The sequence below is a fragment of the Sphingobium sp. Ant17 genome, assembly GCF_000588875.1.
Taxonomy (GTDB): Bacteria; Pseudomonadota; Alphaproteobacteria; order Sphingomonadales; family Sphingomonadaceae; genus Sphingobium.
The window spans coordinates 41094-64697 of sequence record NZ_JEMV01000019.1 but is presented as its reverse complement, the minus strand read 5'-3'; the positions used below and the strand labels follow the sequence as shown (position 1 = coordinate 64697).

Below are 23604 nucleotides of genomic sequence, written 5' to 3'. Positions count from 1 at the left end.
TCCCACAGCGGCGAGAAGCCCGGCGATCTCGGGCGAAATGCCCCCTGCCCCCCAGACCGTCGTGCCGACAGCACGGTGCCGGCTTTGGGTGGGGTCAAGGTTGGCAGCAAGTTCGGCCTGCCGCACTGTACCAAGCCGCTGCGCCATCGCGAGGGTGTCCATGCCCATCGTGCTGGCCTCGATGCGGGCGAGGACGCGGCGCTGGCATGCCCATTTTTTGGCGCCGTAGAGGTCTCGGCATAATTGCGCAGGACCGGATGCTGCGCCTTCGCCCGCCTGACCGCACAGGCATCGGCAACCGTGACGATTTCAAGATCGGCGCGCAGCACGGCGTTGGTGGGCAGGCCGAGCGTACGCTTCGCGAAGGCTCGGCCATCACGGCCCCGCCATCCCTCCTTCCCAGCCGCCGCCGAGCGCAAGGAACAGCCGAACGCGATCCGAGGCGATGGACGCATCCGAGGCCGCCAGCGCCGCTTCGGTTGTGGCAAGGCTTCGCTGCGTGTCGAGCAGTTCAAGACCCGTTCCAAGACCGCCCCGAGTCATCCGGGCCTGGAGCCCGAAAGCCCTCCCGCTCTCATCACGCGCGACCCTGAGCTTGGCATTCTGGTCCAGATCGCGGGCATAGGTGCTGAGGACCGTCTCGGTTTCGCGGAGAGCTGCGAGGACGCTGCCGTCAAATGCCGCCAGCGTCGCGCGCGCCGCTGCATCGCTTTCCGCGATCCGCGCCCTGGCGACGCGTCGGTTCGGGAAGGACCACGAGATGAGCGGGCCGAAGCTGAACCGCAACGCCGAATCGTCGACCAGCCCACCCACGCTCCGCGAGGTCGTGCCGAGCGATGCGCCGAGGCTGACGCTCGGATAGAGGTCCGCCGTCGCCACTCCGATGCGCGCCGTCGCAGCCGCGAGCCGGCGTTCAGCTTCGCGGATGTCGGGCCGGCGCCGGATCAGCGCCATACCGTCGCCAATCGGCAGGGGGCGGTCGACGGAAGGGATGATCCGGCAGGTCGCGAGATTGGGCGGATAATCTTCGGGCGTCCGGCCGAGCAGCACGGCAAGACTGAATAGTGCAGCTTTGCGGCCTGCCTCGATCGGCGGCAGCGCTGCCTCGAGCTGAGCCAGAAGCGCGCGCGAGCGGGTAGCGTCGAGCGACGTGTAGAGGCCGGCGCGCACGCCTCTTTCGGTGAGGGCGAGGCTTTGCCGCTGCAGTTCGACCGAATGGCGGGCAACGGTCATCCGCGCGCCGGCCGCGCAGGCATCTCCATAGGCGCCGACCACTCCGGCCACGACCGTCGTGCGCGCAAGGTCATAGGCGGCGGCCTGCGCTTCCGCATCGGCCTGCGCGGCCTCGATCGTGCGCCGAATCCGGCCCACGACGTCGAGTTCATAGGATATGCCGACGCCGGCGTCGAAGGTTGCATGGGTCCCGTTGGGCGAGCCGAGACCGAGATTGGACGGCTCGCCCACCGATACGCCGCCCGCCGTGGAAGTCTGGACGCCCGCGCCGGCCTCGACCTCCTGGACAATCGCGCGCGCGCGTTCGAGATTGGCCGCCGCGACCCTGAGGTCGGTGTTGGCCTCGATCGCTTCCTGGACGAGCGCATCGAGCTGGGGAATAGCGTAGAGGCGCCACCAGCGCTGGGGCAAGGGTTCAGCCGAATAGGCCGGCGATTTTCCTTCGGCAAAGCTCGCGGGCCGATCCGAGATGCCTGCGGGCAAGGGCGGCGCCCGATAGCTGGGGCCGACCGTGGCACAGCCAGCGAGCATCAGCGCGCCCATCAGTCCGAGCGGCCTTTTCGTTCCGACGCGCCCCATCGTCATTCGCTCCGGCCGGGGCCGAGCGCATTTTCCGCGCCATTGAGCGTCACGGTGACCGTCCGGCCCGCGATCAGATCGATGCCGGGCGGCACCTTGTCGATGGCGATCCGCACGGGGATGCGCTGGGCAAGACGGACCCAGCTGAAGGTGGGATTGACATTCGCGAGTAGCGTTCCGGACGCGGTCGTCCGTTCGCGATCGTCAATGCCCGCCGATCGGCCTTCAACATGGCCAGAAAGCGGCCTATCCTCGCCCATTACCCGGATCGTGACGCGGACGCCGGGGCGGATGTGCGAAAGCTTCGTCTCCTCGAAATAGCCGGCAACGTAGTAGCTGTCGGAATCGACCAGCGTCATCACGGGCTGCCCGGCGGCGGCATAGGCGCCGGGGCGGAGCGAGAAATTGGTGACGATGCCGTTGACCGGCGCACGCACCTCGGCGCGCGCCAGATTGATGCGGGCGAGATCGCGATCAGCGATCGCCTGGGCATAGCGTGCGCGGGCCTCCTCGGCGGTGGAGCGGCGGTCGTCACGTTGCTGCCCCGAGACGATATCAGAGAGGGCCTGATAGCGGCGGTTCTCCCGTTCGGCGGCGTTCAACGTTGCCCGTGCCGTGGCGACAGCGGCCTCGGCCTGCTCAACGGCATTGCGCAGCCGAACATGGTCGATGGTAAACAGGATGTCGCCGCGCCTGACCACCTGGTTGTCGCGAACGTGGACCTGCTCGACCCGGCCCGACACGTCTGCCGCGAGAGGGACCACATCCGCCCTGATCTTCCCGTCGCGCGTCTGTGGCGCGTAGGTGTAGTAATTATAGAGGTGCCAGAAGACGAACACGCCCGCACCCACCACCAGCAGGGTGAGCAAGGGCTTGAGCAGGCGGAGGAGGGTATCGCGATCTAGGGTCATGGCGGGCACTTCAGGATGCGGTGACAAGGCGTAGAGCCAGAAAGGCGGTGCCGGTCAGGATGAGGAACAGGGCGGTGTCGAACAGCGGGCGCTGCCAGACGAGGCGGTAGAAGCTGATGGACTCGAGCACCCGCGACAGCAGCAGGCGCATCGCGAAGCCGAGGATCGCGCAGAGGAGCAGCGGCGAAACGAACACGCCCGCGATGTCGATTTCGCCGATCATGTCGCCGGTACCCAGGCCGGCGCGCGCTCGAACAGGGCGATGCGCAGACCCGCTAAGGCATGAATGGCGCGGTCGGGGCGAGCGCCGGGCGAACCATCTCCCGGCCAGAGCGCATCAAGTGCTTCGTCGATGAGCGCGAGCAGACGGGACGACGGCTGCGGCTTGTCGAACTCGCTGCGGAGTTGATCGAGAACCCGATCCGTCGCCTGCCGCCCATCGGCGGGAAGCGCGTTGCCCATCGAGCGCAGGTCGCGACGTTCGCGCCGACCCGCAGCCGGATGAGCAGGCCGGCGCTCCGCTCGACCTGCCCGGCTGCGGCAAGGCGCGCCGTCACCACCGAAATGCGGTCGAGCGCCCGCTGGACATAGCTGTCCCGCAACCGTCGGCTGGGCGACCGGCTCAGCCGCGCGATCTCGCGCGCTTCGATGCGGAGGACGCGCTGAAGCTGATGCTGCACGCCCCAGGTACGGAACAGGCCGGCGCCGAGAATGGCGGTGAATATGCCCAGCATGCTGGCGACGCTCGCCTCGACGAAGGTTCCGAAATCGGGCGGCGAATAATGGCCCTGTAGATTGATGTTGCTGAGCCCGAAGGCGAGGATCAGCGTCGCCATCGGATTGACGGCCGCCCAGACGCCCAGCGGCAGCATGAACAGGCCCATCATCATCGCAAAGGTCGCGAAATCGGCAGCGAGCGGGAGCAGGCCGTAGCACAGGATCCCCGCCAGCAGGGTCGCGAGCAGGGCGAAACGCGCGAACATTCCGATCGCTCTGCCAGGCTCGTCGCCGCCGCCGAAGAAGGCCAGCGCTATCGTGCTGAACAGGACGGCGTTCGCGCCTGATGCCAGCCCGTCGCATACCAGAGCCCGCAGAGGAGGGCGTAGGTTACGAGGATTCCCGCCGCGATCCGGGCAGCGTGATCAATGTCGGGGTTGAGCGGAAACGCCTGCGTCTCGCTGACTGTTCGCGCGAGCGCGGGCGCAAGCTTCGCCTTTCCGCTCAACGCCGCCTCGATCCGCGAAACCTCGCTCCAGAGCGTCAGCATTTCCGTCAGCATGTCGGCCAGCGCATCATGAACGAGTTGCTGCCACGCGCGCGCGTCACTGGCATCGAGCGGAAGCGAGCGCACGGCATCGGCCAGATCGGGTAGCGGTTCCGTACCGGCATCGAGATGGGCCCTGGCCGTGGCGAGAGAGGGTCGGAGGGCCAAGCGCTCCGCTTCGCCAAGGCCCGCGATGCGGCTGCCGATCGCGGAAAGGAGCGGGACTATGCGCAGCAGGCGTTGCTGGATCGCGAGCGCGTGCCGCAGGTCATCGCGATGGATCGTCGGATCGTAGCGCAGCGCACCGGTCAGCTGTGACAGGGATGTGATGTCGGCCAGCGTCTTTAGCCGGTCATGCTCTCCTTGGGCGTCCGCCTCATGGCCATCAAGGACATCCTTCGCCCAGGTCTCGATGCTGGGCAGCCAGCGATGCAGGCGCGCGCGTAGCGCACCTTCAAGAGAACGCGGAGCGATCACGCCGTCAACGAGGGTCGTCGCGAGGATGCCGAGGGTGATTTCGCTGACCCGCGCCACAACGGTATCGAACATGATCTCCGGATGATCCACACCGGCGACCGCCACCAGCATGAGCGTGATCGCGAAAAGCTGGAAGCCGTAGCTGCGCGGCGTGCGGTCGAGGAAAGAAATACCGAACGCCAGGGTTGCCACGATTCCCGACGCCGCGATCAGCAGCAGCGGCGCGCTCGCAAACAGCGCGACCATGGCAAGCGTGACGAAGCCGGCGCAGAAAGTTCCGGTGAAGCGATAGACGGCCTTCGACCGGATCGCCCCGCTCATGGAGTTCATGCAGACGCAGCAGGTGACAAGTGCCCAGTAAGGATTGGGCAGGCCGATCCGCACCGCTATCGCGAATGCGATCATGCCCGCGACGAACAGCTTAACAGAGAAGATCAGCTGATCGGCGCTGACTTTCATCGGCCCGTCCGCGCCTGCTGCAGGAACTGACCGATCCGTTCCTCGAACAAACGCAGCGTGCGCGTCGTCGTTTCGATGTCCTGCATGGTAAGATCACCAAGGAGATCGTCGCGGAGCCGCGTGACCGCCTTTTCCATCTTCTTCGCAAGGTCACGACCTTTCGGCATGACATGGATCGTCTTGATGCGCCGGTCCTCGGGAGAATCGCGCCGCTCAAGCAGGTTGGCGGCTTCGGCCTGGTCGAGAATGCGCACCATGCCGCCCGGATTGACCCCGACTTCCTCGGCCAGCGCGTTCTGCCTGACACCCTTGTCTCCATGACGGGACGCCAGAATGAGCGCCGAAATGAGCGATGCGGGAAGTCCGAAGTCGGCGAGTGCGAGACTGACTGCCTGAACCCAGACACGCCGGATCGGCTGCAAAGCGTTCGTGAGTTCAAAAAGCGTGACGGGGCTGGTTCTGGATCGGTCGCGGGGCATGCGCGGCTACCTAGTCCATCATCCGATTGCGTTCAATATGCAATCATTGCCTTAACAATTAAATTGGGCAGACTGAACACGCCAGTGAGCCATGTGGTGCGCAAGATCAGCGGTTACCGGTCTTCTGACAAGAACGGCGAATGGCTCACGATGTCGGACGCGGCCGCCAAACTCGGAGTCCCGCAAGTCAAGATCCAACGCTTCCTCAGGAATGGCATATCGCCGCCGAGCAGGTCATGCGCTACGCGCCCTATCAAATCCGCTCCAGCGACCTCGAAGACGAGTGGATCAAGGCCAAACTGGCGCGCCCAATCCCGTGTCGCGCCGAAGACGACAACCAGGAATCGCTATTTTCCGACATTGGAAAAGATCCCATGATAAGAGTTGGATAGCGGCCTGAGGGGGCTCAGAGTCGGTTTGCTAGCAACCACTCTGAAAGGATTTGCCATGTCAGCAGACCCCATCTCGCAGCCTGCCGCCATCCGTGTTGATCTTGGCGCAATTTTCGTCTCGCTGGAACTCGCGAAATCGACCGGGCTGGTGACTTCTCTATCGCCGGGTAGCGAAAAGATGTCCCATCACTCGGCGCCGGGCGGCGATGCTGGCCTGCCTGGATGCCCTGCGTGACAAGGCACAGGCCCGCGAGGGCCAGCGCTATCCGGTGATCGCTATTCAGGAAGCGGCGCTCCACGGCTTTTGGATTCATCGCGCTCTGGAGTCGGAAGATTGGATCACCAGCCATGTGGTCGACGCCGCTTCGGTTGCGGTCTCGCCGCCTCCGGCGGGCAAAGGCCGACGGGATTAATAGCGAGACGCTAGTGCGTACCCTGATGGCGTGGATGCGCAGTGAGCCAAGGGTTTGCTCGATGATTCGCGTGCCAACGATCGAGGAGGAGGACCGTCGGCGGCAAGCCGTTGCCCTTGCATCTCGAGGCGCAGCTCAATCGTGAGCTCGATCGTCTCGAGCTGCTCACCGAACAGATCAAGCGCGTTGAAGCCAAGCGTGACCACATGTCAGAGACGTCGCCGCAGGCGATGCTTGTCACGCTTCAGGGCATAGGCCCGTAGTTTGCGAACGGCGTGGGAGCGCATGGCTCCGTTGATTATCGGGCGTCCTGATCAGAAAGGTTCGACCTGAGCTTATTGGCTTGCAGCGCGATAGCGGCCATGGCCGACCTTCATGAGCAGTCTTTCGTCGCACATGGGAGAAAGATAGCAGCGGGGAATACCGATATCTGTGAGATCCTTCGTCCTCACTTCGCCTCGGTCTCGTGCGAAGGCTACAGCGCGCTCTCTCAATGACAGCTTCGAACCTGCCGCCAGCCTAACGCGCTCTGCGCGATCACGATCGCGCTTTCGTATGCCATATGTTGGTTCTCGTGGGGAAGCGAGGGGCGCATCTGCAGCAAATCTGCGGGATGAATCGTGATGCTGAAATGAAGGGCTTCTCGCTAAAGCACGGTATCGTGATATAGATTGTTTGGCTTGCTCCGATACGAATAGCAAAATTGTTTTAGACGTATCCTGAAATGGCAGCCAGTGTCCCAGCAACCGCCGTATGGAGTTATGATACGACGAGCTTGCTGCTAGGAATGACTCGCTGCTCCAGCAGCGAGGCCCAAGCGCTGAGCGCCTCCTTGCGCGGTTCGAATAGTTCGGACTTATTGTAGACCCGCATGATCTTGGATCGCGTAGCGGTCGCGACATGATTAAGGATGCGATCCGCAACATGGGGAGGAATTCCCAAAATTTCGCAGCCATGCGTATTGAAGGTCGTCCGAAGATCGTGAACTACCCAGTGTGGCATCTCGGGGGTCTCTTCATCCCCCGTCCGTTTGATACGAGCCGCCTGAATCGCTTGATCTAATCTGCGCCGTCCCTTGGTGAAACCGGAAACGGGCGTATCACCTGTGGTCGTGAAAACGAGCTTGGAGTCCTTGGGGCGATCCGGATGCTCCATCGCTTCGATGATGATCGATCGCGCCAGTCTGGAGAGCGGCACGCGAAGCGCATTATTCATCTTGGTGCGGGCACCTGGTAACAACCACACAGCGTCGCCGGGCGCCCGATCGCTCGCAAGATCAAGATGCTCGACCGGCATCGCGGCCACCTCTTCGCGTCGATTGGGGAGGACGATCAGCAACCGAAAAAGCTGGGCGAACGGATAGCCCAATGTGCCGGCGGCGGCCCATATCTCTTTGAGCTCACCGATTGTGTGAAACCGCTCGCGCTCATTTTCCTTGGACGGCTTGCGCACTTTCTCCGCCGGATTTTCGGCCAAAACGCCTTCGTCGACGCACCAGTGAAGAAGGCAGATGCGTAGGCGAGATTCCTGTTAGCGGCGATCGGGGCAGTTTTGGCATGCTTTTTTACGAGATCGGAAATCTCTGCCTTCATGATCGATTCGGGTTGTCGATTGAGCAGAGTGCGCAGGAGCCCCCGCTTGCCGTCGAGCGCTCGCTTCGTCTGCGCGCCGCGACGGTGCTGCGAAAGCACGGCCTTGTCATAGTCCTCGATCACCTCGGAGAGGGTTTTGCGGTTGAGCGAAGCAATCGCCGCAGTTCGCCGCGCGACCCGCTTGCGTTCGTTGGGATTGCTACCCTGGTCGATTTGCGTCCGGGCGACGCGGGCAGCTGCACGAGCTTCTGCGATCCCCATGCCCGGCCAGGTTCCAAGCTTGATCCGAGTGCGCTGGCCATCCTGCAGGCGCACTGCGAGAGACCAGCTCGCGCCGCGTTCGCCGGCTCTGATAAGAAGTCCGGCTTCCTTATCGTCCCGAAGCTCGATACGCTTCCCCGGCTCGGAGCGGAGTTTGGCAATTGCAGCCTCAATGCCGTTCTTTGTCAAGGATATAGCCATGGACGTAACTCGCAAAGTGAGAGAATAGAGCTTCTATGGGTGCCGTATGGATGTCAAAATGGCCTTGACCGCCCGTGTTCGATCATACATTCAGACGGAGAAATATGGAAGAGGTTCTCTGATATTATTCAGTAAGTTCAGCAAGATAAATCAATGCGCACGAGCCTTGATGGAAGGTGACGGAAGCAGACGGAATCTTCTTAAAACGACTCTTAATCAGCGGGTCCTTGGTTCGAGCCCAAGTGCGTCCACCAAATTTTCCTAGCAAATACAGTAACTTAACCCGCTCGGCGGTTCGGTCTTACACCGTGCTGCGGCGGTCGTGTAAGAGCTATGTAAGAGTGCGGGGTGAATCGCCCCGCTCATAGCAGCGCCCCACACCGCTAGGTGCAGGGCGCTGGCAGCGTCAGGCGGGAGGAGACCCGTCCCCGCTGCTGGACCCGATGTTAGATGGCGGGGGTCGGTGTCCTTAACCCCGGCGCGGCGAGCAAGATGGCACTCCCGCGCTAACTGAACCTGTCCTCGTCGCCCCTGCATCCCTGTGCGCCGTCGCACAGTCGCAGGCGCAGAATGTCCTCCGAGAAAAATGGGCGACGGCACTTCATGCACCGCTGCCAGCCGATCTTCCTGACCACGCGCGGCGGGCTGGCATCCGCGTCCATAACCGGCTCCCGGCGCACGCACCCGTCATACGCCCAGCGCTTCGGGACAATCATGCCCTGCCAGTCCACACCCTTCTTGGCGGGGAAGCTGAACGTGTCGTGCGGGGCATAGACCTTGGCGGGCGGCGACGATGGTTGCTGATGGTCCCGGTCGCGCCATGCTACCATCCACGCGGGTTCACCGTCAGCCTGCATATGCCTGCCCCCATGTCCCGTCCGTTTCCCAGCGCCGCAGGCACGCGACAAGATCAACCATGTCGTCAGCGGCAAGCGCCCCGCTCTCGACCCCCGGCAGCACCTCGCGCTCAACCCATGCGTCAAAAGAGCCATACCAGACGGAAATCAGCGACGGCTTCGGCTTCCCGGCATCCTCCAGCCGCGCCAACCGCTTCTGCAATGCCCGGACGCCCGCCATGTGGTTATCGCAGTCCCAGCCGCTCGCGCATGTCAAACGGCAGGTCCGGCGCACCGGCACGGACCGGCAGTGGCAGAGGCGCAGGTGCAGGTGCGACAGGCTCAGGCTCGGCAGTGACCACAGGGGCTGGCACCGGCACCGAGCCGCAACCCATGCGCCCCAGCACTGCACGGATGCGCGGTCCAGCTTCAAGGGCATGGGCGAACCAGTAGGCAGTGATTGCCTGCTCCTCCATCATTGCAGCGAAGTGACGGGGTGCCAGCGCAGCGCGAATCTCCGCCTGCTGGTCCCGCTCAATGCGGCGGCGCTCCGCCAACGAAATGTCAGCTTTCATATGTCACCTTGAGTTGGCGCAGGACGTGGAACATGTCGGCGCGGATTTCCGGGTCGTCGCTGTCGCGCATCACTTCAGCGGCGGTTGTTACGATCATCCGGCGCAGTTCCCCGCGCTCCCGACCGTCCATGCCAGCGATTGCTTCGCGGTAGGGGTCCCAGCGCTTCGTGCGGAAAATGTCGTTATGGTTGAGCGGCACGACATAGACCGGGCGCGCCATCTGGTCCGCGATGGCCACAGCCCAGTCCAAGCATTCCTTATAATGCTTGATAGGCAGGTGACGCAGCTTGCGAGCGCATACCGTTCCGGGCGTGTCGCCCTCACCGAACAGGATCACCTCGACCATTACGTCATCCGGTTCCGGTGCCTCGGTGATGACCGTGTTCCGTTGTGTGGTTATCGTCGTCATGCCCGTCCCCCTACGATGGGATTTTCGATGTTGCCGGTCGTTCTCGATCCGCTGGCAAACGACGCCCATTTTGCTGTTTGCACGCTCACCCTTGCTTCTCCTCAAGGGCGGCGATCCGGGCCTCCAGCTCCTCGCTGGCGCGCACGTCCGCGAGCGATTTGATGCTGTCGATGATGAGCCTGCCCACGTCGGGCGCGACCGCCCCCGCCGCAACAGCGTCCAGCACCTGGGCGACCTGATCGCTGATCGGTGCGGTAGCATCGAACTCGAAGTTCACCTTCTCGGCCTGCGCCTTGATACTGGGCAGGCACTTGGCAAGAACGATGCTTGCCGCGTTCGTATCGCCCTCAAGGGCGCGACCGACCAGCACGGCAACGATGTTGCGCATTTCCTGAAGCATCTGCTCGGTGGCGAGCAAACGCCGGTCGGGGCGACCGGGTGGACGCCCGCGAGGGTTGCCGCTCACTCCGGGTTGCCATGCGGGGTTGCCCGGACCACGCGGTTCGGAAGGGATAGGCGGCGGGGTGGGCTTCCAGTCCGTTCCCCAAGGCGGTGCAATCTGTTCGGTCATCGGATGCCTCGGATTGTTTAGAACAAGGATCAGACGACGAACGACTTTTCAGCCGCCGCCTTTGCTGCACGAAGTTTCTGCACTTTTGCTTGTTTCGCCCCGACCGCCTTTTCCATCTCACCAAACAGCAGGCCGCCACGCTCCCCGATCAGTTCGAGACCGGCCTTCGCTGCCCGCAATTGCTTGGCTGCACGAGGGTTCGTCTTTTCGTGATACAGGCGGAGCAACATGGCCTGAACCTCCGGGGTGATGCCGCACAGGTAAGCTGGCCCGCCGATGCAGGCTCCGACCGTCCGTTCGTCGCCCGCCTCAATCGCCTTCTGGATGAACCCCATTCGCTGCCCTTCGGGCAGGCTGTGGACATACGACCGAATCTCGCCCGACATCGCGCCGACGCCCCTGCCCTCAAGCGGCTGGGAAAGGTCGCGCTCAAGCCCCTCGACCACGCGGGTCAGGTTGCTGGTGGCGCTGTCGAACCGCTTGGCGAGGTTCAGGGTCAGCTTGTCGGCAAGGTCTTGCGTGGCAATGACCTGTTGCGCTTCGTTCCAAGTCGGGTTCGTCTTGGCAGCTTCACGGGCATCGTGGACGCGCCCGACACCGATATAGGCTTCGGTGAAGGCCGACTGGACACCGGCAAGAATGCTGGCACTATCGTCGTCGTATCCATCAAGCGCTTGCACGGTATCAGGATGAAAAGATGGGGTAACGCGGGTGTCGATGTTATCGGACATTTGGGCTTTCACTTTCGGATGAAAGATACACTGCCCTTACACGGTAGCTATTCGTGTTGTAGTTCCGCAATATGTTCGCAGTAAAAACAAATAGTTCCATAGTTAATTATTTCTTGGAACGCCTTACTGCACATTTTAGGCTCGGCGATTTGGGCGTGATGACCACGCTGGCGCGGTGCGCTGTGGGGCGCGCACAGCGGCGACAGGGGTGCAGCGCCACCCTAGCGAGTGTAAGCGCGGTTTCGCGCCCCAGCGCCCGGCGCAAGCGCCTGTGCTATGCGCCTTGCTTGAGCCGCAGGGGGTAATACTGGCCTGCACGACGACGCTTCTTGTCAAACAGCGATCCCATCATCTTACCCCATGCGGTCATGCTCGCGAGGGTCACATTGGCAAGCCGCTTGTCAGGTCGGTTCGCGCCATATTTCTTGGCGTGGCGCAGGTAGCTTTCATACAGAGTTTCGGCTTGCGTCCATTCGCGGGGCTGGCTTGCGGTATCGGTGCAGCGGCGAACCCAATCATCGAAAGCGTCGGTGCGCAGCACGGCACTATATTCAGCTACCTTCTTGCGAGCAGCCTTGAGCTTCTTGAGGTTTGTCGTGTCCGGCTTTTTCGGTTTTAGCCGTTCAGAAGGCTCTCCCCATGGCGGCAGTTTGGATTGCGCAGCTTCCGTGATTGCTTCCATCGTCGCCCGAAAGTCCGGGTCCGCCATGCGCGCCTCATATTCTGCCAAGCGCTGCTCGTATGCTACCCGCGTTGCGGGGGCGATACCATCCCAGCAAGGTTCTTCCGGTTTCTTCGGACGCGGGTTTAAGGGCAGCGAACCGGGCTTCGGCTTCGCACGCGGGGGCAGGAAGAATTCGGGTTCTTTGTCGCTCATGATACGATGTATGGGGTGTATAGTTTAACGAGACGTTCGAGCTGCGCCGAACCATACACACCCTACATCAACGAAACAGCCAATGCACGCCAGCGGCGACACCAAAGATCACGGCGTGCTGGACGAGCGTGACCACAAGTAGCTGGACGTTCGCGCCCGCCATTGAAGTGCCAGGGCGACCCGATACCGGCAGACCATTGCGCTCGCGCGCGGCACGCATGTTCGCTGAGACGCGCATGATGTGCAGGCCAATCACTGCCACCGGCACTGCGAGCCAAGGCCAGAACAAATACCAGCCCGCTATCGCTGAACCAATCCAAAGCGCAAATACGACGATTGCCATCGCCACCCCTCCCCCAACTGAACAAGCGTTTCTATCACCGAATGCCGGAATGACCACAGGGCAGCGCACGGGACCGGCTGTAGTGCAATAGCGTGTAGCCTCCCTAGAGAGTAAATATATGACCCAAATAACGCTCTTTCTGGCGAAATACGAGAGATCGGGGGTAGTATGGCTAACACACTAACACACACATATTTTACATAAAATCCCTAGGGTTTTCGCGGGTTTGGGGCGTTAGCCTCGCCGAGGCTATAGCGGGCTGCCTATAGCCCGAAGGTCAGGTAGTGGCGCGGGCTGCAAGGCTAACGCGCCCACCGGCGGCAGCCCGCGAATACTATCGCTCAACCGGGATCAACCAGCCTGTAACCCTCGCCGTGATAGTTATAGCTCTCCCCCATCGCGACGCGCTTCACTTCCAGCAGTTTGCCGTTCGCCATGGCGGACTTGATCGCGCCAACCATAGCCGCCGTATGTTTGAGCGGATGGTTCTCGAACATGGACAGGCGTTGGGTTCGCTGCTGAATGTATCTGCGCGGAACGATACCTGCATCCCGCATCGCCTTGCCATGCTTATAGTCAGCCAGCTTTTTGTGGTTATCAGGGAGTCGAAGGAACTCAACGCACAAGTCGATCACCTTCTGCTCGCGCCCGCTGTCAGTGCCGACGCCCACCTCGCCAGCGTCAATGCGACCCAAGAACGTGCCGTTGCCGTATTCAACGAGACCGATGGCCCACTGCGCTTGCTCTTCGGTTACAACGGGATTGAGGTAGTTATCACCGACAGCGAGCAGGGCAGCGATCCGAAGGGCCTTAAGGTGGGAACGGTTCCACACTTGCCGCTTTGCCTCGTCGTCGCCCGACGCGCGGACGCCCTCAGCGCACTTCCCGTCAAACCGCTCAAGCAGCTCCCACGCACCCGCGCTGTATGCCACCGTCTGATTATTGCCCGCTCCGATAGACATGTCTGAATGGGTCATAAGTCCGGCGAGATACGTCACCAGCTTTTCAGGCGGGCATTCGATCTGAGCGCGGTTCTTTTCTGGCCTGTCGCCGAGATATTCAATGACGCAGAACCGTGACATGAAGCCGTCCTCCATCATGGCGGGCGTCAGGGACTCGTAAAACGTCCCCGGTGTCGTCTCGCCAACGATGCTGAACGCGATCCCCTTCACCGACTCCACATTCTTGTCTTGGTCGCTGTAGGTGATCCCGCCCGTGACACTGTTCGGAGCGGACTTGCTGTAGAGGTTTGTCATCTGTGTTCTGAGCGTCTGCATACTCGGATCTCTGTTCGCTGACATAGCAAGGAACCTGCGCCCGATTTCCGCGCTCACATTCACGAAACATTGGTTGTGCGCGCACGCCTTAATGAGCGCTGGTCCAGATGCGTATTCGGTGAAGTCAACGAAGTTCCCTGCCACTGGGCAGAGCGGCAGTGCGGCGTTAATCAGGTCCGAAATGCCGTCGTGCATCGCCTCCTTGCCAATGCCCGACCGGGCCACGAGGACGATATACAGGTTGAGGCCGCTCTTGGGGATCACCCAAACCTTGCCACAGATACCAGCCATGAACCCTAGCGCCGCCGTGATAGCAACCTCCGGCACCGGGAGCAGTGCGTTCTGATAGATGAAGCGCGCCACGTCCCCGACGAAGCCCGGTGGCATGGGCAGCGCACCTTGCACGGGTGGCGCGGGAACGTCAGCAGCATATGCGCCGCCACCCGATGCCTGCGCTGCTGCATCAAGCTTCCGTTGGAAGTCTGCCCTCTGCTCTGCCTGAATGCGCGCAAGTTCTGCATCAGCCTTAGCGAAGAAGTTGGGACCAAGGGTGATATGAGGCTGCTCAACCATGACGCACCTCCTGCCGGGTCGGGCTAGGAGGGGATTTCTGCCCATCGCCATCTGCATCCGAACAATTTTTAGCGCTGCACGAAAATTGCCAATAATGTTCGGGGCATGATGTTTGCGACCTATCGCCGCTTTCGGTTACATTGGTGCTGTTCACTTTGATACTCCGGGCGGTGGGGGTGGCTCCCTGCCGCCTATTCATGAATGGGGTCATGCGTTGCCGGGGTGGCTCACGGTCGCGGCGCTGGTGCTGGTGAAGGTGCGCGCTGCCTTCCACGCCTCGATCTCGGCGGGGTCGTATGCGACACCGGCCTGCTTGGACTCGCCCAGCTTAATGAAGCGCGGCCCCTTGCCCTTGCACCGCCAGATTTTCAGGGTGACGGGCGAAATGCCCAGCGCGGAGGCAGCGGCGTTGCTGTTCAGAAGTGTGGTCACTCATCGGCTCCATCCGCTGTAACCAAGCGTCAGGGTGAACGCTCCACCATGGAGCCGATAGGATTACTGGATGCCCCAAGTATCGAGGCAGTGCAGTAGCAACAGTATATATAAGTATGTTGGGAAAGTGTTTGATAATATGCGCAGTTCCGGCAACTTTTTACTTGCGGCATCTGGCTACACTTTGATGTAGGGTGTGTATGGTTTGAGGGTCCGCCAGCAGTGCGATAAACTATACACACTATACACCACAGCCGCGCCACTGATCGGCAAAGATCAGGTCGGCAGATTTTTGTTTCGTAAACCGATCAGGGGGTGATTTGGCGGGGGGCCGGCTCCGACCGATTTTGCCTGAAAAGCGCAATTTGGGCTGGCTGGGCCGACCTTCGCTGTAAGGCGGCGTGGGGCGCGATCGCCGCGCTGCCGCCCCTAACCCTGCGGCGCGCTACCGTCGCCCCCTGTGCGCTCGGCTGTGCGCTCCCCGCCGTGCATCACGCTCGCTTGGGCAGCGCGACCACGTTGCCAGCGGCGGCAATCAACCCCTGCTGCTCAATCCAATCACCGATTTGCTGGACCTCCTTGTGAAGCCATTGCAGGTTCGTCAGGTCGAAATAATTGTTCGATGTGGTGTCGTTCTTGGGCGGTTTGTGGCCGGTGAGCAGATCAGTCTCGAACTTGCCAACTCGGCATTCGCGTATGCAGATGTTGGTGAACGTGCGGCGGAGGTCGTGGAGCGACAGGTGCTGACCGGCTATCTCGCCCACGGTTTCCATCGTGGCACGCGCGTCCATAATCCGCCCGGTCTTGCCCCATGACGGGAACACAAACGGACTTTCCGTGCCGTCCTCCAGCGTGCGGCGCGGGCGGGACTTGAGCAGCGCAACGGCCTGACTGCTGAGCGGGAGCCAGATGGGCTTGCCACGCTTGCGGTTTATCAGATGCCAGCGGCTCTCGGACGGGTTGTGGTCATCAATAACCACGCGATCCCATGTCAGCGCCGCAGCTTCGTCACGACGCGCGCCGGTCAGCAGAAGGAAGATGGTGAGGTCGATACCAGCAAGCGCATCCCGGCTACGCGGGTCTGCGCGATCTTCTTGTAGCTTGTTCCACACCGCGCCCACCTTCGCCTTGTCGATATAGCGTTCGGTGCGGTCGCCTGTCTCCGCCCAATGATTTTTGAGCGCGGTCACAGGGTTACGCTCAATGACTGGCTCCCCGTCAGCGCGAACGTATTCGTCCATTGCATACCGAAACAGGATGCGGAGCGTGACGAACGCCGCATTGGCGCTGGCGGGTGCAGCCTTCTTCCCTTCGAGACCCTTTTCAGCAATCTCCCGATGGCGCTCCTGCACCATATCGCGCGTGATGCTGGCGATGGGCTTGTCCTTCCAAGACGCGAACACCTTCTCGACGTGACGGCGATACTCCGCTGCCGTGCTGGCTTTCAGCTTACCCGGTCGGGCCACATACGATTCCAAAACTTCCTGAAGCGACACTGCCAGAAGTTCGTCCTCTGCCCGCTTCGCAATTTCCGCCTTTTTCACCTCGATGGGGTCGATGCCCATTTTCATCGTGCGAATGTATTCCTCCGCGACCGTTCGCGCCTGATCGACGGTGAACACACCATACTCGCCAATGGTAATGCGCCGCTCTTTGCTCTGCCCCGCGATCATGCGCTGGACAATGAAGCTGGCTGCACCGGAGGCTGTGACGCGCAAACCGAACCCCTTGGTCTCGGTGTCCACATAGATGACCGTGCCGGTGCCAGGTTTCCGCACCCGGTCGATATTCGTTTTGGTGAGCTTCATTTTTGGCATAGCGTGCCTCGTGTAAGAACAGTGTAAGAGCGCTGCATATACTTACGCTAACTTGCACATACCGTCCACGGGCTAATTTCCGTTTAATATCAAGATACTTACATACCTGCGCATACCTCTGCAAACTTGCGCAAACCTCGTAGCAGTCAAACTCTTAATCAGCGGGTCCTTGGTTCGAGCCCAAGTGCGTCCACCATATTTTCCAAAGATAAAAGCAACTTGCATCTTAGATGATGACACCATCACACTGCTGCGCATTCGCGCAGGAGTGCGAGCGGCCATATTATGCTGCTGACCAAGATGCACCGCTCAAGCAAGAGAGTCGCCATCCTCAAACCGCAGCACGCGGCCATGGGGCGTTGCCGAGCAACACATCCAAAGCCCTTGATGCTGCGATCGTTGAATTCAAGCCGCCATGCCTCGGCATGGGGAAAAGCCGCGCAGTTTGCACGAGACTGAAGATCATTCTGTAGAAGAATGGTGCGGGCGGTCGGAATCGAACCGACACTCCTTGCGGAACCGGATTTTGAGTCCGGCGCGTCTACCAGTTTCACCACGCCCGCACGGCTGGGAGAGGCCAAATGGCAAAATCCGACGCGATCGTCCAGCCGAAAATGGGCTTGCCTGTCCCAAGGATCGATTAGCGCCGATTTCGGCATGTGTTGCGGTGCGCGCAAAGGGGCGATAGCCTGGGTTGCGCTATGATCCGCGTACGTTATAAGCCCGCTTCGTGCAGACATAGATAATTTCAACGGAGAAGGACCATCCTTTGACCGAATCGTCTGCTACGTTCCTGTTATTTGGCGCCACTGGTGATCTGGCGCGCCGCATGATCTTTCCATCGCTCTATAATCTGCTCGCCGATAATTTGCTGCCCGACGATTTTCTGATCGTCGCGTCGGCACGGTCGCCGATGAGCGACGAGGATTTTCGTGGTGATGTCGATGCCGCGTTGCGCCAGTTTCTGGCGGCGGATCGCTATGATGCCGATACCGCTGCGACATTTGGCCAGATGATCGTCTATCAACCGGTCGAGGCGGGCAAGGCGGACCAGTTCGTGGCGCTGGCCGAGCGTATCGACGGGCGGCTCGACCGCGGCCTGTCGGTCTATCTTTCCACCCCCCCGTCGCTGTTCGCGCCCACAGCGCAAGGGCTGGCCGAAGCGGGCCTCATCACGCCGCTGACGCGGATCGCGATGGAAAAGCCCATCGGCAAGGATCTGGCATCCTCCAAGGAGGTCAATGACGGCATCGGCGCGATGTTCGCTGAAGAGCAGATTTTCCGCGTCGACCATTATCTGGGTAAGGAAACGGTGCAGAACCTGTTGGCGCTGCGCTTTGGCAATGTGATGTTCGAGCCGCTGTGGAATGCCACCGCGATCGACCATGTTCAGATCACCGTCGGCGAGACCGTGGGGCTGGAAGGGCGCGTATCCTATTATGACGGCGTCGGTGCCTTGCGCGACATGGTGCAGAATCACATGCTGCAGATCCTGTCGATCATCGCGATGGAGCCGCCCGCCCGCATGGACCCAACCGCCGTGCGCGACGAGAAGGTGAAGGCGCTGCGGTCGTTGCGGCCGATGACAGCGGAAACGGTCAAGACGCATAGCGTACGCGGCCAATATACGCCGGGCGCGGTCGGCGGCCAGATCGTGACCGGCTATGCCGATGAACTTGGCCAGCCATCGGATACGGAAACCTTCGTGGCGCTGAAGGCGCATATCGATAATTGGCGCTGGCAGGGCGTGCCCTTCTACCTGCGCACCGGCAAGCGGATGCCCGCACGCCAGTCCGAAATCATGATCCAGTTCAAGCCGGTGCGCCATTCCATCTTCGGCCGCGACGGGCATGGAACCGGGCTGGAGCCCAATACGCTGATCATCCGGTTGCAGCCGGAGGAATATATTCGCCTGCTCATCATGTCGAAGCGGCCGGGGCTGGAGCGCCAGGTGCTGCTGGACGAAGTGACGCTGGACGTATCGCTGACCGCTGCCTTTGCCGGGCAGCGCCGGCGGATCGCCTATGAACGGCTGATCCTGGACCTGCTAGCAGGGGACCAGACCCTGTTCGTGCGCCGCGACGAGGTCGAGGCGCAATGGACATGGATCGATTCGATCATAGACGGGTGGAAAGAGGCCAATATGAAGCCCGCCGCCTATTCATCGGGGAACTGGGGGCCGTCATCGGCCATTGCCCTTATCGAACGAGACGGAGCAAGCTGGCATGACTGAACTAAACCCCGTAATCGCCAAGGTGACCGAGCGCATCGTCGCGCGAAGTGCCAAGCGTCGCCGCGCCTATCTCGACCTGATCGAGCGCGGGCGCGAAGCGGGCACCAATCGCGACCAACTATCCTGCGGCAATCTGGCCCATGGCTTTGCCGCCAGCGGCGAGGACAAGCCCGCCATCCGCACCGGGCGCGCGATGAATATCGGCATCGTCACCGCCTATAATGACATGCTCTCGGCGCATCAGCCTTATGGCCGCTACCCCGAGCAGATCAAGATCGCGGCGCGCGAAGTGGGTGCCACGGCGCAGGTCGCGGGCGGCGTACCCGCCATGTGCGACGGCGTGACGCAGGGCCAATCGGGCATGGAATTGTCGCTGTTCAGCCGTGACACGATCGCGCTGTCGACTGCCGTGTCGCTCAGCCATGCGATGTTCGAAGGCGTCGCGCTGCTCGGCATTTGCGACAAGATCGTACCGGGTCTGTTGATGGGCGCGCTGCGTTTTGGCCATCTGCCCACCATCCTCATTCCTGCAGGACCGATGCCCTCCGGGCTCGCGAACAAGGAAAAGGTCCGCATCCGTCAGCTCTATGCCGAAGGGAAAGTGGGCCGCGACGAATTGTTGGAGTCCGAAAGTGCCAGCTATCATGGCGCTGGCACCTGCACATTCTACGGCACGGCGAACTCCAATCAGATGATGATGGAAGTGATGGGCTTGCACATGCCCTGCGCCTCGTTCGTCAATCCGGGCACGAAGCTGCGCAGCGAATTGACCCGCGCGGCGACGCATCGACTGACCAGCATTGGGTGGGATGGCGAGGATTATCGCCCGCTCGGCCATTGCGTGGATGAAAAGGCGATCGTCAACGCGATCATCGGCTTGATGGCCACAGGCGGCTCGACCAACCATGCGATCCATCTGCCCGCGATCGCGCGGGCCGCTGGCATCGCCATCGACTGGACCGACTTTGCCGAAATCTCCAATGTCGTGCCGCTGCTGGCGCGGGTCTATCCCAATGGATCGGGCGATGTGAACCATTTCCATGCGGCGGGCGGCATGAGCTTCATCATCCGCGAACTGCTAGACAGCGGCCTGCTCCACCGCGATATCCTGACTGTCGCGCGCGGCAACCTGACCGACTATGGCAAGGAGCCGGTGCTGGAAGACGAAGCGCTGCAATGGCGTGACGTGCCCGCGTCGCGTGACGAAAATATGCTGCGTCCTGTCTCCAATCCATTCAGCGCGGATGGCGGCATGCGCTTGCTCGCGGGCAATCTTGGCCGCTGCGTCATGAAGGTCAGCGCGGTCGACCCGGCGCTGTGGACGATTGAAGCGCCTGCCGCCGTCTTCCATACGCAGGACGACGTGCTGCGCGCCTTCAAAGCGGGTGAACTGGAGCGCGACGTCATCGTCGTCGTCCGCTTCCAGGGGCCGAAGGCGAACGGCATGCCTGAACTGCACAAACTGACCCCGGCGCTAGGCGTGCTGCAGGATCGCGGGTTCAAGGTCGCGCTGGTGACCGACGGGCGCATGTCCGGCGCATCCGGCAAGGTGCCCGCCGCCATCCATCTGTCGCCCGAAGCCTTGGGCGGCGGCGCGATCGGCAAGCTGCGCGACGGCGATAAAGTCCGGGTCTGTGCCGAGGATGGCGTGATCGAAGCGCTCGTCGATGCGGCGGAGTGGGACGCGCGGGAGATCGCCCCTGCCCCGCCTCCGCCCTATGATACGGGCCGGGAGTTGTTCGCGCTGTTCCGCCATCATAGCGACCTGGCTGAACAAGGCGCGTCGCCATTGCTGGCGGCGATGGAAGCCGAAATCTAAAATCCACCGTCATCCCAGCGAAAGCTGGCATCTCCCTTCTTCCCCCTTGCATTGGTCGAAGACAGGGAGATCCCAGCTTTCGCTGGGATGACGGATAAAAAGAATGGGATGCCCTGATGACCGACATCATCGCCGCCGACATTGGTGGCACCAACGCGCGCTTTGCCCGCGCATCGCTGGACGAACGTGGCGTGCCGACGCTGGGCACGGTGCGCAAATATAAGGTCGCCGACTATCCCAGCCTGCAATCCTGCTGGCAGGCCTTCGTCAATGACGAAGCGAAGGCCGACGAAACGCCGCTGCCGAACGCCGCGGCCATCGCCTTTGCCACTGCCATCGGGCGCGAAGTCATCAAACTGACCAACAGCAATTGGGTGATCCACGCCGATACGCTGGCGGCCGATCTGGGCATGCGCAGCGTGCGGTTGGTCAATGATTTCGAGGCCGTGGCCCATGCCGTGTCTCGCCTGCCCGATGAGAACCTCCCGTTGATATTTGGTAAGGATCGGCCGTTTCCACGCGATGGCGGGGTCACCATCCTTGGCCCCGGCACCGGCCTTGGCGTGGCGATGATCGCTTATGATGACGGCCATCCCCATGTGATCGCGACCGAAGGCGGCCATCTCGACTTCGCGCCGCTCGATCATATGGAGGAGAAGATCCTCTCCTATCTGCGCGACAAATTCCTGCGCGTATCGACCGAGCGGATCGTGTCGGGGCCGGGCCTCAACTATATCTATAAGGCGATGGCGACGATCGGCCATGACCGGGTCATGCTGATGGAAGACCCCGAATTGTGGCAAACTGCGCTCGACGGGACCGACCCGTTCGCCCGCGCCGCGCTCGAACGCTTTTGCCTCTGCTATGGGTCGGTCGCGGGCGACCTGGCGCTGGCCCATGGCCCCCATGCCGTCGTGCTGGCGGGCGGGCTGACGCAGCGGATGCGCGACTTCCTGCCGCACAGCGGTTTCCACACCCGTTTCAAGGCCAAGGGGAGGTTCGAAAGCCTGATGGCGAGCGTACCGATCCGCCTGGCCGTCCATGATGAAATCGGCCTGTTCGGGGCCGCCGCCGCCTTTAGGGAGATGAAAAAATGAGCAAGCTGACCGTCGAACAGGTGATGGAACTCGCCCCGGTCATTCCGGTGCTGGTGGTCGACCGGGTGGAAGATGCGCTCACGATTGCGCGCGCTCTGGTGGCGGGCGGATTGCCCGCGCTGGAAGTGACGCTGCGCACCCCCGCCGCGCTGGATGTCATTAGGGAGATGAGCAAGGTCGAGGGCGCCGTCGTCGGCGCGGGCACGGTGCTGAACCCGGCCGACCTTGATGCCGCCATGGAAGCGGGCGCGCGCTTCATCGTCAGCCCCGGCCTCACCAAGCCCTTGGGCAAGGCGGCGATCGCGGCGAAAATCCCCTTCCTGCCCGGCACGGCAACGGCGGGCGATATCATGCGCGGCATGGATATGGGTCTGACCCATTTCAAATTCTTCCCTGCCGAAACATCGGGCGGACTGCCCGCGCTCAAGGCGCTGGCCGCGCCGCTGCACACCGCCCGCTTCTGCCCCACTGGCGGTATCACCGCCAAATCCGCGCCCGAATGGCTGGCCCAGCCCTTTATCAAATGCGTCGGCGGCAGCTGGATCGTGCCCAAGGGGCCGATCGATGCGGCGAAGATCGAGGCTTTGGCCAAAGAAGCCGCTGCGCTGCCACGCTGACGCCATTGCGCCCGCGCGCCCACCTGCCTAGATGGACGCCATGAATCCGCGCCGCCTTCTTGCTACGCTTGCCCTGCTGCTGTCCGGTTGCACTGGATCGCAGCAGGCTTACCCCTCGCTTGCCAAGCGGGCCGTGGAGGGCGCGCCGGTAGCGGAAATCATGCCGCCCCCGGCCCCGATTGCGGCCGATGCGCCGCTGACGGCGGAAATCGCCCGCTATGTGGCGCAGGCGGACAAGGGGCGCAGTGCGTTCGACCACGCCTTTGTGCGGGCTGATCGGGCGGCGACAGCGGCATCGGGCACGGCCGTATCGAGCGATGCGTGGGTCTCGGCACAAGTTGCGATCAGTGCGCTCGAAGCGGCGCGCAACGACAGCGTGTCGGCGCTCGCCAGCCTCGACACCCTCTATGTCCAGCGCAGCAATGCCATTGCCGACGGCCGGGAACGGGGCGGCCTCGCGGAAATCGACACGGCCCGCGCCGCTACGCTGGCAATGGTGGATGGCCAAAATGACCGGATCGACGCGATGAAGGGCCGCCTCGCGCGGCCCTGATCGACGTTTAGTCCAGCGCGTCCTTCACGGCGCCCTTATGCGCCTTGGCATAGTGGACATAACGATTGGCACTACTGCGCAGTTGGACCAGCGCATCATCCGACAGGTCACGCATATATTTGGCGGGACGCCCCGCCCAAAGCTGGCGATGGGGCACCGTCTTGCCCGGCGAGAGCAATGCACCCGCCGCCAGCATCCCGTCGCTTTCGACAACGCACCCGTCCATGACGATCGCGCCCAGCCCGACGAAGGACCGGTCCTGCAAGGTGCAGCCATGGACGATCGCCATATGGCCGATAAGCACATCCTCTCCGATGATCGTCGGCCAGCCTTCGCTCGGGCGACTGATACCATCGCCCGGACTATCACAATGGATCACCGTGCCGTCCTGCACATTGCTGCGCGCGCCGATCCGTATCCGGTTCACGTCGGCCCGGATGACGCAATTATACCAGATGCTGGCATCCTCGCCGATTTCGACATCACCGATGATGCGGCATCCGGGCGCAATGAAGGCGCTGGGGTGGATCAGCGGAGCCTTGCCGTTGAACGGGATGATGGAAACATCGGGATAGTCGCGCAT

General features: G+C 62.1%; 24 protein-coding genes, 1 tRNA gene and 3 pseudogenes. 7 read left to right on the top strand and 21 right to left on the bottom strand.

Translation table 11 applies throughout. The features are described 5' to 3' along the window. Positions 1-126: 126 nt before the first annotated feature. The 6 genes and pseudogenes from BF95_RS26325 to BF95_RS10595 all read right to left on the bottom strand — a co-directional run. A pseudogene (locus tag BF95_RS26325) lies at positions 127-347 on the bottom strand (IS1380 family transposase); the annotation flags it as partial. A gap of 28 nt (positions 348-375) precedes the next feature. Then, on the bottom strand, positions 376-1776 hold the full coding sequence (locus BF95_RS10620; RefSeq protein ID WP_033963134.1) for an efflux transporter outer membrane subunit: 1401 nt from the start codon (positions 1774-1776) through the stop codon (positions 376-378). A gap of 38 nt (positions 1777-1814) precedes the next feature. Further along, positions 1815-2723 carry an HlyD family secretion protein gene (locus BF95_RS10615; protein WP_025549997.1) on the bottom strand — a complete coding sequence of 303 codons (909 nt, stop codon included), beginning with the start codon at positions 2721-2723 and terminating at the stop codon, positions 1815-1817. 10 nt (positions 2724-2733) lie between these two features. Continuing rightward, complete coding sequence (locus tag BF95_RS10610; RefSeq protein ID WP_024018728.1) at positions 2734-2946, bottom strand: DUF1656 domain-containing protein; 213 nt, start codon at positions 2944-2946, stop codon at positions 2734-2736. Between the two features lie 52 nt (positions 2947-2998). Then, positions 2999-4869 (bottom strand): annotated as a pseudogene (locus BF95_RS29035) (FUSC family protein). A gap of 50 nt (positions 4870-4919) precedes the next feature. Continuing rightward, positions 4920-5402 (bottom strand): MarR family winged helix-turn-helix transcriptional regulator, encoded by a 483-nt coding sequence (locus BF95_RS10595; RefSeq protein WP_051519957.1) that lies wholly within the window; start codon positions 5400-5402, stop codon positions 4920-4922. Positions 5403-5542: 140 nt separating this feature from the next. Between BF95_RS10595 and BF95_RS27330 the strand changes: the two genes are divergently transcribed. Both BF95_RS27330 and BF95_RS30990 read left to right on the top strand, forming a co-directional pair. Next, the gene (locus tag BF95_RS27330; protein ID WP_152542651.1) at positions 5543-5794 is read left to right on the top strand and encodes a hypothetical protein; all 252 of its coding nucleotides are present in this window, start codon (positions 5543-5545) and stop codon (positions 5792-5794) included. A gap of 55 nt (positions 5795-5849) precedes the next feature. Next, positions 5850-6464 (top strand): annotated as a pseudogene (locus BF95_RS30990) (IS110 family transposase); the annotation flags it as partial. Positions 6465-6966: 502 nt separating this feature from the next. Here the strand turns inward: BF95_RS30990 and BF95_RS27325 are convergent. From BF95_RS27325 to BF95_RS10525, 14 genes are all read right to left on the bottom strand, one after another. Further along, positions 6967-7545, bottom strand: a complete 579-nt coding sequence (locus BF95_RS27325) for a tyrosine-type recombinase/integrase (RefSeq protein ID WP_327195446.1) — start codon at positions 7543-7545, stop codon at positions 6967-6969. Continuing rightward, a complete protein-coding gene (locus BF95_RS29020; protein ID WP_161774271.1) occupies positions 7539-8249 on the bottom strand; it encodes an integrase arm-type DNA-binding domain-containing protein in 711 nt (236 codons plus the stop codon). Before BF95_RS29020 ends, BF95_RS27325 begins: the two co-directional genes overlap by 7 nt. A gap of 518 nt (positions 8250-8767) precedes the next feature. Then, positions 8768-9118 (bottom strand): hypothetical protein, encoded by a 351-nt coding sequence (locus BF95_RS25585; RefSeq protein WP_051519953.1) that lies wholly within the window; start codon positions 9116-9118, stop codon positions 8768-8770. After that, the gene (locus BF95_RS10575) at positions 9108-9338 is read right to left on the bottom strand and encodes a hypothetical protein (RefSeq protein ID WP_043151350.1); all 231 of its coding nucleotides are present in this window, start codon (positions 9336-9338) and stop codon (positions 9108-9110) included. Before BF95_RS10575 ends, BF95_RS25585 begins: the two co-directional genes overlap by 11 nt. Positions 9339-9342: 4 nt before the next feature. Continuing rightward, positions 9343-9672, bottom strand: a complete 330-nt coding sequence (locus tag BF95_RS10570) for a hypothetical protein (RefSeq protein WP_043151349.1) — start codon at positions 9670-9672, stop codon at positions 9343-9345. Continuing rightward, the gene (locus BF95_RS10565; protein WP_043151347.1) at positions 9662-10081 is read right to left on the bottom strand and encodes a hypothetical protein; all 420 of its coding nucleotides are present in this window, start codon (positions 10079-10081) and stop codon (positions 9662-9664) included. The genes BF95_RS10570 and BF95_RS10565 overlap by 11 nt, the downstream gene beginning before the upstream one ends. 85 nt (positions 10082-10166) lie before the next feature. Further along, positions 10167-10652 carry a DUF5681 domain-containing protein gene (locus BF95_RS25580; RefSeq protein ID WP_043151346.1) on the bottom strand — a complete coding sequence of 162 codons (486 nt, stop codon included), beginning with the start codon at positions 10650-10652 and terminating at the stop codon, positions 10167-10169. Between the two features lie 29 nt (positions 10653-10681). Further along, positions 10682-11383, bottom strand: a complete 702-nt coding sequence (locus BF95_RS10555) for a hypothetical protein (protein WP_043151345.1) — start codon at positions 11381-11383, stop codon at positions 10682-10684. Between the two features lie 274 nt (positions 11384-11657). Continuing rightward, the gene (locus tag BF95_RS10550; RefSeq protein WP_043151343.1) at positions 11658-12260 is read right to left on the bottom strand and encodes a hypothetical protein; all 603 of its coding nucleotides are present in this window, start codon (positions 12258-12260) and stop codon (positions 11658-11660) included. Positions 12261-12327: 67 nt separating this feature from the next. After that, the gene (locus BF95_RS10545; RefSeq protein WP_152542646.1) at positions 12328-12603 is read right to left on the bottom strand and encodes a hypothetical protein; all 276 of its coding nucleotides are present in this window, start codon (positions 12601-12603) and stop codon (positions 12328-12330) included. Positions 12604-12944: 341 nt separating this feature from the next. Then, on the bottom strand, positions 12945-14453 hold the full coding sequence (locus BF95_RS10540; RefSeq protein ID WP_161774269.1) for a DUF3987 domain-containing protein: 1509 nt from the start codon (positions 14451-14453) through the stop codon (positions 12945-12947). 207 nt (positions 14454-14660) lie between these two features. Continuing rightward, positions 14661-14885 (bottom strand): helix-turn-helix transcriptional regulator, encoded by a 225-nt coding sequence (locus BF95_RS10535; protein WP_043151338.1) that lies wholly within the window; start codon positions 14883-14885, stop codon positions 14661-14663. A gap of 491 nt (positions 14886-15376) precedes the next feature. After that, the gene (locus BF95_RS10530) at positions 15377-16693 is read right to left on the bottom strand and encodes a tyrosine-type recombinase/integrase (RefSeq protein WP_235209680.1); all 1317 of its coding nucleotides are present in this window, start codon (positions 16691-16693) and stop codon (positions 15377-15379) included. A gap of 487 nt (positions 16694-17180) precedes the next feature. Next, a tRNA-Leu gene (locus BF95_RS10525) sits at positions 17181-17265 on the bottom strand. A gap of 206 nt (positions 17266-17471) precedes the next feature. Here BF95_RS10525 and zwf point away from each other — a divergent pair. The 5 genes from zwf to BF95_RS10500 all read left to right on the top strand — a co-directional run bounded on the left by zwf (position 17472) and on the right by BF95_RS10500 (position 23021). Next, positions 17472-18935: a glucose-6-phosphate dehydrogenase gene (gene zwf / locus BF95_RS10520; RefSeq protein WP_043151336.1), complete on the top strand. Its 1464-nt coding sequence runs from the start codon at positions 17472-17474 to the stop codon at positions 18933-18935. Further along, complete coding sequence (gene edd / locus BF95_RS10515) at positions 18928-20754, top strand: phosphogluconate dehydratase (RefSeq protein ID WP_043151335.1); 1827 nt, start codon at positions 18928-18930, stop codon at positions 20752-20754. The genes zwf and edd overlap by 8 nt, the downstream gene beginning before the upstream one ends. A 116-nt stretch (positions 20755-20870) precedes the next feature. Continuing rightward, a complete protein-coding gene (gene glk, locus BF95_RS10510; RefSeq protein WP_043151334.1) occupies positions 20871-21851 on the top strand; it encodes a glucokinase in 981 nt (326 codons plus the stop codon). Next, the gene (eda, locus tag BF95_RS10505) at positions 21848-22468 is read left to right on the top strand and encodes a bifunctional 4-hydroxy-2-oxoglutarate aldolase/2-dehydro-3-deoxy-phosphogluconate aldolase (RefSeq protein ID WP_043151333.1); all 621 of its coding nucleotides are present in this window, start codon (positions 21848-21850) and stop codon (positions 22466-22468) included. Before glk ends, eda begins: the two co-directional genes overlap by 4 nt. Positions 22469-22508: 40 nt before the next feature. Further along, on the top strand, positions 22509-23021 hold the full coding sequence (locus BF95_RS10500) for a hypothetical protein (protein WP_043151367.1): 513 nt from the start codon (positions 22509-22511) through the stop codon (positions 23019-23021). 7 nt (positions 23022-23028) lie between these two features. Here the strand turns inward: BF95_RS10500 and BF95_RS10495 are convergent, their stop codons facing one another. Then, positions 23029-23604 carry a gamma carbonic anhydrase family protein gene (locus BF95_RS10495; RefSeq protein WP_043151366.1) on the bottom strand — a complete coding sequence of 192 codons (576 nt, stop codon included), beginning with the start codon at positions 23602-23604 and terminating at the stop codon, positions 23029-23031.

Bases quoted from the DNA above. Each gene is read 5' to 3' on its own strand.
- BF95_RS10620 (WP_033963134.1), bottom strand. From the start codon at position 1,776: ATGGGCGCGCTGATGCTCGCTGGCTGTGCCACGGTCGGCCCCAGCTAT.
- BF95_RS10615 (WP_025549997.1), bottom strand. From the start codon at position 2,723: ATGACCCTAGATCGCGATACCCTCCTCCGCCTGCTCAAGCCCTTGCTC.
- BF95_RS10610 (WP_024018728.1), bottom strand. From the start codon at position 2,946: ATGATCGGCGAAATCGACATCGCGGGCGTGTTCGTTTCGCCGCTGCTC.
- BF95_RS10595 (WP_051519957.1), bottom strand. From the start codon at position 5,402: ATGCCCCGCGACCGATCCAGAACCAGCCCCGTCACGCTTTTTGAACTC.
- BF95_RS27330 (WP_152542651.1), top strand. From the start codon at position 5,543: ATGGCTCACGATGTCGGACGCGGCCGCCAAACTCGGAGTCCCGCAAGT.
- BF95_RS25585 (WP_051519953.1), bottom strand. From the start codon at position 9,118: ATGCAGGCTGACGGTGAACCCGCGTGGATGGTAGCATGGCGCGACCGG.
- BF95_RS10575 (WP_043151350.1), bottom strand. From the start codon at position 9,338: ATGGCGGGCGTCCGGGCATTGCAGAAGCGGTTGGCGCGGCTGGAGGAT.
- BF95_RS10570 (WP_043151349.1), bottom strand. From the start codon at position 9,672: ATGAAAGCTGACATTTCGTTGGCGGAGCGCCGCCGCATTGAGCGGGAC.
- BF95_RS10565 (WP_043151347.1), bottom strand. From the start codon at position 10,081: ATGACGACGATAACCACACAACGGAACACGGTCATCACCGAGGCACCG.
- BF95_RS25580 (WP_043151346.1), bottom strand. From the start codon at position 10,652: ATGACCGAACAGATTGCACCGCCTTGGGGAACGGACTGGAAGCCCACC.
- BF95_RS10555 (WP_043151345.1), bottom strand. From the start codon at position 11,383: ATGTCCGATAACATCGACACCCGCGTTACCCCATCTTTTCATCCTGAT.
- BF95_RS10550 (WP_043151343.1), bottom strand. From the start codon at position 12,260: ATGAGCGACAAAGAACCCGAATTCTTCCTGCCCCCGCGTGCGAAGCCG.
- BF95_RS10545 (WP_152542646.1), bottom strand. From the start codon at position 12,603: ATGGCAATCGTCGTATTTGCGCTTTGGATTGGTTCAGCGATAGCGGGC.
- BF95_RS10540 (WP_161774269.1), bottom strand. From the start codon at position 14,453: ATGGTTGAGCAGCCTCATATCACCCTTGGTCCCAACTTCTTCGCTAAG.
- BF95_RS10530 (WP_235209680.1), bottom strand. From the start codon at position 16,693: ATGAAGCTCACCAAAACGAATATCGACCGGGTGCGGAAACCTGGCACC.
- edd (WP_043151335.1), top strand. From the start codon at position 18,928: ATGACTGAACTAAACCCCGTAATCGCCAAGGTGACCGAGCGCATCGTC.
- glk (WP_043151334.1), top strand. From the start codon at position 20,871: ATGACCGACATCATCGCCGCCGACATTGGTGGCACCAACGCGCGCTTT.
- eda (WP_043151333.1), top strand. From the start codon at position 21,848: ATGAGCAAGCTGACCGTCGAACAGGTGATGGAACTCGCCCCGGTCATT.
- BF95_RS10500 (WP_043151367.1), top strand. From the start codon at position 22,509: ATGAATCCGCGCCGCCTTCTTGCTACGCTTGCCCTGCTGCTGTCCGGT.
- BF95_RS10495 (WP_043151366.1), bottom strand. From the start codon at position 23,604: ATGCGCGACTATCCCGATGTTTCCATCATCCCGTTCAACGGCAAGGCT.